Below are 7,117 nucleotides of genomic sequence, written 5' to 3'. Positions count from 1 at the left end.
CCGCGATTGACCGTGACCAGGAGCCAGCGCCCATCCGGCGAGAGCGACGAAACCACGATCATCTCCGGTCCGTAGCGCTCACCGAACACGACGCGGTCGTTGGCCGGATCGGCGCCGAAGGAGTGGTGCATCACGCGCGGTCCGCTCGCGGTCTGGCGCGTGTAGTAGAGGCCCCTCCCGCTCGGCTCGATCGAGATGCCGAAGTAACGAGCCCTGGGCAGGCGATCCTGGAGATCCTTGCCGGCTTCGAGATCGCGGAAGGCGAGCTCGATCTCGTCCTCGCCGCCCTTGCGAATGCTGTAGGCGAGGATCTGGCCGTCATCGTCGATGTCGGCGATGCCGACCGACACGGCGTGGTCGGGACTCATCGGATGGGGATCGACGACCACCATCTCCGGACCGTTCAGACCCTGGCGCATGCAGATGGACGCCTGGTCCTGGTCCACCTTGCGACGCGTGTAGAAGTAGAGTTCCCCCCGCACCCGAGGAACCGTCATCGACTCCACGCGCAGGATCTTCTCGAGCCGGTCGTGGATCCGGTCGTACCCCGGAACGGTCTTCATCACCTGGTCGGTGTAGCGGTTCTCGGTATCGATCCAGGCGCGAGTGTTGGACGACTTCTGGTCCTCGAGCCAGCGATAGGGATCCTCGAGGACCATCCCGTGCAGGGTGTCGCGCACCACCTCGGTGGCGGTCGTGGGCGGCGCCGGGAGGGTGGCTGCGGCGGCCAGGCCGGTCAGCCACGCGCCGGCTGAAATCGCGAGCAGCAGGACGTGCCGCATGTACTTCGGCATCAGGACCTCCCAGACAATCCAGCGGAACGCCTCCGGAGCGCTCGAAGGTACAACGCCACACCGAGCGCCGTCACCAGCAACGTCGCAACGAGGACCCGGATCGATCCGGAGCTTCCCTCGCCGGGGGGAAACACGGCGAGCACGATCGAGATCAGGAGTGTCGCCATGCCGAGCATGGCCATCAGCACCGCCATCGGCCTACCTCCCGGAGCCCGCTTGGCGCCCGCGGGCAGAGGATCCCGCTGCGCCTTGAGCAGCGCCGCGAACATGAAGAGGTACGGGATGAAATAGGTGATGACGCCCATGCTGACCAGGAAGTCGTAAGCGCTCTTCACGCTCGCGCCGAGCTGCCCGAGCAGGGCGAAGAACACCGCTCCGATGCCCTGCACGACCAGCGCCGCGACCGGCGTGCCCCACTTGGGATGCACGCGTCCGAACACCGGCGGCAGGTAGCGATCCACGCCGGTGACGAAAATCAGCCGCGCCGTGGCCGCGAGCCACGCCGAGGTGGCGCCGAGCGCCGCCACCGTCACCAGCAGCGCGACCAGCGGCGAGAGCCAGGGCATTCCCGCGCGGCGCGCGATGCTCTCGATCGCCTGGAGAATCCCCTGGATCCCCCCCACCTCGCTCGACGGCAGCGAGACCAGGATGGCGGTCGTGCCGAGCACGTAGATGGCGACGATGACGATCCCCGCGATCACCACCGCGCGCGGCACCATGCGGCGCGCATCGTGGATCTCCTCGCCCATCAGCGACGCGGCCTCGAATCCGCTGAACGCGAAGGCGATCGTGCTCCAGAAGTAAATGTCGGCGAGCCTCGTGCTCGGCTGGAGCGCGCCGTGTCCGAAGTCGGTGGCGCTTCCGAAGCGCGCGAGCGCGATCCCGCCCATCGCGCACAACACCGCCACCGTCACCCACGTGGCTTGCCCGCCGAGATTGTGGAGCCGCTTGCCCACGGAGAGCCCGATCGTGTTGAGACCGATGCCGATCGTGACGCCCAGCATCGAGACCGCGACGTAATACGCGGGACTGTCCGAAAGCCCCTGCCACGGATCGCCGCCGATGAAGAGCGCGTTGCCCGCCAGGAAGTAGAGGGCGCCCGGGAGATAGACCAGGTTGCTGACCCAGTAGAGCCACGCGGTCATGAAACCGGCGAAATCCCCGAAGGCATGCCGCACCCACACGTAGATCCCGCCCTCTTCCGGGTGGCGCGCGGCCAGCTCGATGGTGGCAAAGGCGAGCGGGAGGAAGAGCGCGACCGCGGCGATGAGCCAGATCACGAGCGCGCTCGGCCCCGCCGCCGCGGCCATCGAGAGCCACCGCAAACCGACGATGGCGACGACGTAGAAGAGCACCACGTCACGCAGCGTGAGCACGCGGCGCAGCACGGGGGCGGCCGGGTTCGTGGTCAGCCGGCCAGCTCCAGCAGACGCGCCGCGAGCCGCGGAGCGTGGCCTTCGTCCTCGTGCTTGAAGAACACGTAGGCCGATTCCCAGCCCTGCTCGCGGATCCAGCCGAGCCATGCCATCAGCTCGTCGTCGCCGTAATCGACTCGCCGCAATCGCAGGTATCCCCACGAGGCCGTCGCGACCCGCGGAGGTGGATCTCCCTCGTCGGTCTCGGCCAGGCAAAGCGTCACGGCGTGAGATCTCAGCACGTCATAGATCTCGTCTTCGAACCAGCTCGAGTGCCGAAACTCGAACGCCGCGGGGATCGGACCAAGGCGCGCGAGGAAGTCGGCCAGCCGCGGCGTGTCCTTCTTGAACGTGGGTGGGAGCTGGAACAGGAAGGGCCCGCGCTTCTCACCGAGCGTTGCCGAGGCCTCCATCAGGAAAGCGACAGAATCTTCCACGCCGGCGAGCTTGCGGTCGTGCGTGATGCGCCGCGGGGCCTTCAGCACGAACCGGAAGTCCTGGGAGACCTCGCCGGCCCATTTGGCAAGCATCTCCGCAGTCGGCATCCGGTAGAACGTGTTGTTGATCTCCACCGTGCCGAAGCGCCCGGCATAGAAGTGCAGCATCTTCGCGGCGGGGTGCTTGGGAGGATAGAAGCTCCCCACCCACTCCTTGTACGAGTAGCCGCTCGTCCCCACCCTCAGTTTCACCGGCGGCTTCCGTCGCCGGTGAGGCACCAGGCCGCGATCGCGCCGGCCAGCTCGTCGAGCACCTGCTCGTCGGTGCGTCCCGAGCGCTTGGGCACGTGGAACGAATGGTCGGCGCCGTCCCACAGGTGAAGCGTGGCCCGCCGGCCGAGTCGTTTGAGCACCTGCCCGAGATACTCGAGGTCACAGAGCGTGTCGCGCGTGCCCTGGAGGAAGAGCATCGGCACCTGCACGTGATCCAGGTGAACCGCGCGCTCGGTCCCGGGCCGCCCGGCGGGATGGAGCGGGAAGCCGAGGAAGACGAGGCCCTGCACCTCGGGCAACGGCGAGAGCGCGGCCGCGGTCGACGTCATGCGCCCGCCGAAGGACTTGCCTCCCGCGAAGAGCGGCGTGCCGGGAAAGAGCAGCGCGGCCTCAGCGGCCGCCGCGCGCACCGTCGCCGTGGCCACCGAAGGCGGGTCCGTGCGCGACTGACCGCGCTCCATGTACGGGAACTGATAGCGCAGCGTCGCCAGGTCGCGGCTCGCCAGCCGCTCGGCGACCGCCTCCATGAACGGGTGGTGCATCCCGGCACCCGCCCCGTGCCCGAGCACCAGCTGCGCCCGCGGCCCCGGCGGCGCGAGGCTGATGGCGGACACGGAGCCCGCCGCGCCGACTTCGATCGTGCGCTCGACGCGGCGATGCAGCGCCTGAGGTCCCGGGCTCATGTTGCGTCGCTCACGAAGAGCGTGCCGTCCATCACGGTCACCGCCGTTCCGCCGACGCGCGCGCGTGCGATACCCTCCCGCGTCCCGCGGACTTCGAGCTGCAGGCGACCGGGCTTTCCCATCGCATCACCCTGCTCGGCACAGGCTCTTGCGTCGCCCCCGGCTTCGGGAAGCGCAAGCACTCCGTGGAGCGCCAGGTATTCGGCCAGGGGGCCGCTCGCGGAGCCGGTCGCGGGATCCTCGCGCACGCCCACCGCGGGCGCGAAGTATCGCCCTTGAGTCACGTGCGCGGGATCGGCCGCCTCGCGAGTGAAGACATAGAAGCCGCGAAGCTCGCGAGCCAGGCCTGCGGCGGTCAGCTCGTCCCAGCGTGGAGTCAACGACCAAAGATCGGCGCGTCTGCGGATCGGCACGAAGAGCTTCGATCCGGAGCTGCGAATGGGCAGAGTGGAATCGAGCATGGGCGGCGTTCCCCCGAGCAGGCGCATCAGCTCGGCGGGCTCGAGCGGAGAGTCGTTCCATGCGTGGCGAGGCGTCACGATCCACACCCGGCACGCTTCCCCATCCCTCTCGAGCTCCACCTCGACGATGCCGGCCTCGGTGTCGAGCTGATAGGTGCCGGGCGCCTCGAGTGTTCCCATCTCGACCAGCCGATGGAACGTGGCGACCGTGGCGTGGCCGCAGAACTCGATCTCGGCAGTCGGCGTGAAGTAGCGGAGTCGCAGGTGCGCTCCGTCGCAGGGCGCCATCACGAAGGCCGTCTCGGAGGCGCCCACGGCGTGCGCCGCCGCCTGCATCATCGCCTCGCTCATGCGCCCGGCATCGGGAACGACCCCGGCGCGATTGCCCTCCCCCGCGCGGCGGGTGAAGGCATCCACGATGGCGGCATGGAAAGAAGTGCGTGACATGCGGTTCGAAGTCCCGGCGCGCGATTCTGCCCGACCCCTGCCCACCTCACAAGCGCGAGTGTTAACGTGTCGCCGTGAACGACCGGCGAGTGCTGTATGTCACCGCGTTCCTGCGCGCGGTCGCCACCGGAATGATCGGCGTCCTCCTCGGCTTCTACCTCGCCGAAGCGCATCTCGACGCTCGCGCGATCGGGGTGATCGTGGCCGCCGGGCTGGCGGGCGCCGCGGCGGGCACGATGGCCGTGACCGCCGCCGCCGACCGGTTCGGGAGACGCCGGGCGCTGGTGGCGCTCGCGCTGCTCGCGGGCGCCGGGGGCCTGGCGCTCCTCGTGACTCGCGAGCCGTGGGCGATCGCGCTCGCGGCTTTCGTGGGCATGGTCAACGGCATGGGGCGGGATCGCGGCGCCGCGCTGGTCCTCGAGCAGGCCGTGCTCCCCAACGCGGTGAGCGACCGCGAGCGCACGTCCGCGTTCGCGGCCTACAACATCGCGCAGGACGTGGGTCACGCGCTGGGCGGACTGATGGCCGTCACGCCGCGCTGGATTCAGTCGATGGCCGGCCCCCAAGCTCCCGAATCCACGGGTATCCATGGCGCGATCGTGATCTACGGCGCGCTCTCACTGGTGCCGGCACTTCTCTACTTCATGCTCTCGAGCGCGGTCGAGACGCCGCTGGCGAAGGCGGCCTTGCCACCGCTCAGTCCGGCTACGCGGCGCATCCTGACGAAGATCAGCGCGCTGTTCGCCCTCGACGGTCTCGGCGGCGGCTTCCTCACCGCGGCGCTCCTCTCCTACTTCTTCCACGAGCGCTTCGGCGTCGGCGTCGAGGTGGTGGGCCCGCTCTTCTTCGGCGCGCGCGTGGCCAATGCCATCTCGCACGTGGGAGCGGCCTGGCTCGCGCGCCGCATCGGTCTCGTGAACACGATGGTGTTCACGCACATCCCATCCAGCCTCCTGCTGGTCACCGTAGCCTTTGCGCCGAGCTTCCCCGTGGCCGCCGCGCTGTTCCTCTTGCGCGAAGGCCTGGTGGAGATGGACGTTCCGACACGGCAGTCGTACGTGATGGCGGTGGTCAAGCCCGAGGAGCGCACGCGCGCGTCAGGCGTCACCGCCATCGTTCGCCTCGCCGCATGGACCGCGGCGCCGACGGTCGCGGGGTTCCTCATGCAGGACATGTCGCTGATGACACCGCTCGTGGTCGGCGCGGCGATGAAGATCACCTACGACGTGCTCCTGTGGCGGAGCTTCCGGGGTCTCAAGCCGCCCGAAGAGCAGGGCGAAGCCCAAGTGGCCTGAAGGAGCCCGATGTCCGGGCCCGCCCCAATTGCCGAACCGCCGACGACAGCTGGGCTTTGGCGAGCCAGGATCGATCGCTTGGGTCCTGGCAAAAAGTCGACATCCCGACTGCCCCGAAGGTGCATGCTGAGAACGACCGGAAGAACGAAGTCGCCACCGAACAGGAGGTCCCCCCATGTCCAAGCAGAAGATCACTCCATGCCTGTGGTTCGACAACAACGCCGAAGAGGCGGTCAACTTCTATACGTCGGTCTTCAAGCACTCGAAGATCCACAAGGTCATGCGCTACGGAGAGGCCGGCCCCGGCGCCGAGGGCTCGGTGATGACGATCTCGTTCCAGATCGAAGGCCAGGATTTCCTGGCGCTGAACGGCGGTCCGCAATTCAAGTTCAACGAGGCGATCTCGTTGATCGTGAACTGTGAGGACCAGAAGGAAGTGGACGAGCTGTGGACCAAGCTCACCCAGGATGGCGGCCAGGAGAGTCAGTGCGGCTGGCTCAAGGACAAGTTCGGCATGTCCTGGCAGATCACTCCGAAGGCGTTGATCGAGATGGTCCAGGACAAGGATCCGGAAAAGGCCCAACGGGTGTTCCGAGCGATGCTGGGGATGAAGAAGATCCAGATCGACGAGCTGGAAGAGGCTTACGAAGGCGCCAAGGCCCGCTAGGCCGAGTCCATCGAAGTCGGTCCGGAAGGGAAGCCTCCGCCGCCCAACGACGCGGGGGCTTCTCCTTGTATATTCAGCCGCTGCTCGATACCCGGATATAGGAGGCGGACATGGGAAAGCTGGTGGTGGCGGAGTTCATCTCACTGGACGGTGTGATCCAGGCGCCGGGTGGGACCGAGGAGGACACGGAGGGCGGCTTCACCCAGGGAGGGTGGACGATGCCCTACTGGCACGATGAGATCGGCGCCCGTTTCATGGAGGCGATGAGCCAGACGGAGGCGTTCCTGCTCGGACGGAAGACCTGGCAGATCCACGGCGGAGCGTTCGAGCCGATGAAAGCCGGCGACCCGTTCGGCGACCTGATGAATGCCATGCCGAAGTACGTGGTCTCCACCACGCTGAAGAATGCCTCGGCCTGGCGGAACTCCACCCTGATCAAAGATGACGTGGTCGAGCAGGTGCGCGCGTTGAAGAAACGGGCCGTCAAGGACATCTACCTCGATGGCAGCAGCGTGCTGGCGCACACGCTGATCGCCGCGGATCTCGTCGACGAGTACCGCCTGCTCCTCTACCCGGTATCGCTCGGCGGGGGCAAGAAACTGTTCCCGGACGGGACGCGGGTCAATCTGAACTTGTTCGAGTCGA

At 67.6% G+C, this 7,117-nt stretch carries 8 protein-coding genes; 3 read left to right on the top strand and 5 right to left on the bottom strand.

Annotated elements, in window-relative coordinates; genetic code table 11:
- The 5 genes from VFQ05_16260 to VFQ05_16240 all read right to left on the bottom strand — a co-directional run.
- Window positions 1-794: S9 family peptidase (locus VFQ05_16260; protein HET9328322.1), on the bottom strand; the 794-nt coding region annotated here is incomplete at its 3' end.
- Window positions 794-2,182 carry an APC family permease gene (locus VFQ05_16255; protein HET9328321.1) on the bottom strand — a complete coding sequence of 463 codons (1,389 nt, stop codon included), beginning with the start codon at window positions 2,180-2,182 and terminating at the stop codon, window positions 794-796. The genes VFQ05_16260 and VFQ05_16255, both read right to left, overlap by 1 nt.
- A gap of 20 nt (window positions 2,183-2,202) precedes the next feature.
- Entirely contained in the window at window positions 2,203-2,898 is a 696-nt protein-coding gene (locus VFQ05_16250; protein ID HET9328320.1) for a DUF72 domain-containing protein, read from the bottom strand.
- On the bottom strand, window positions 2,895-3,602 hold the full coding sequence (locus tag VFQ05_16245) for an alpha/beta family hydrolase (GenBank protein HET9328319.1): 708 nt from the start codon (window positions 3,600-3,602) through the stop codon (window positions 2,895-2,897). The genes VFQ05_16250 and VFQ05_16245 overlap by 4 nt, the downstream gene beginning before the upstream one ends.
- Window positions 3,599-4,510 (bottom strand): PhzF family phenazine biosynthesis isomerase, encoded by a 912-nt coding sequence (locus VFQ05_16240; protein HET9328318.1) that lies wholly within the window; start codon window positions 4,508-4,510, stop codon window positions 3,599-3,601. Before VFQ05_16240 ends, VFQ05_16245 begins: the two co-directional genes overlap by 4 nt.
- A gap of 74 nt (window positions 4,511-4,584) precedes the next feature.
- Between VFQ05_16240 and VFQ05_16235 the strand changes: the two genes are divergently transcribed.
- From VFQ05_16235 to VFQ05_16225, 3 genes are all read left to right on the top strand, one after another.
- Entirely contained in the window at window positions 4,585-5,805 is a 1,221-nt protein-coding gene (locus tag VFQ05_16235) for an MFS transporter (GenBank protein HET9328317.1), read from the top strand.
- A 175-nt stretch (window positions 5,806-5,980) separates the two neighbouring features.
- A complete protein-coding gene (locus tag VFQ05_16230) occupies window positions 5,981-6,472 on the top strand; it encodes a VOC family protein (protein ID HET9328316.1) in 492 nt (163 codons plus the stop codon).
- Window positions 6,473-6,582: 110 nt separating this feature from the next.
- Window positions 6,583-7,117, top strand: a 535-nt coding sequence (locus VFQ05_16225) for a dihydrofolate reductase family protein (GenBank protein ID HET9328315.1), incomplete at its 3' end; no start/stop codon positions are given.

The organism is Candidatus Eisenbacteria bacterium (assembly GCA_035712145.1).
GTDB lineage: Bacteria > Eisenbacteria > RBG-16-71-46 > RBG-16-71-46 > RBG-16-71-46 > DASTBI01.
The sequence above is the reverse complement of the archived record's forward strand: the minus strand, read 5'-3'. Positions and strand labels throughout refer to the sequence as shown.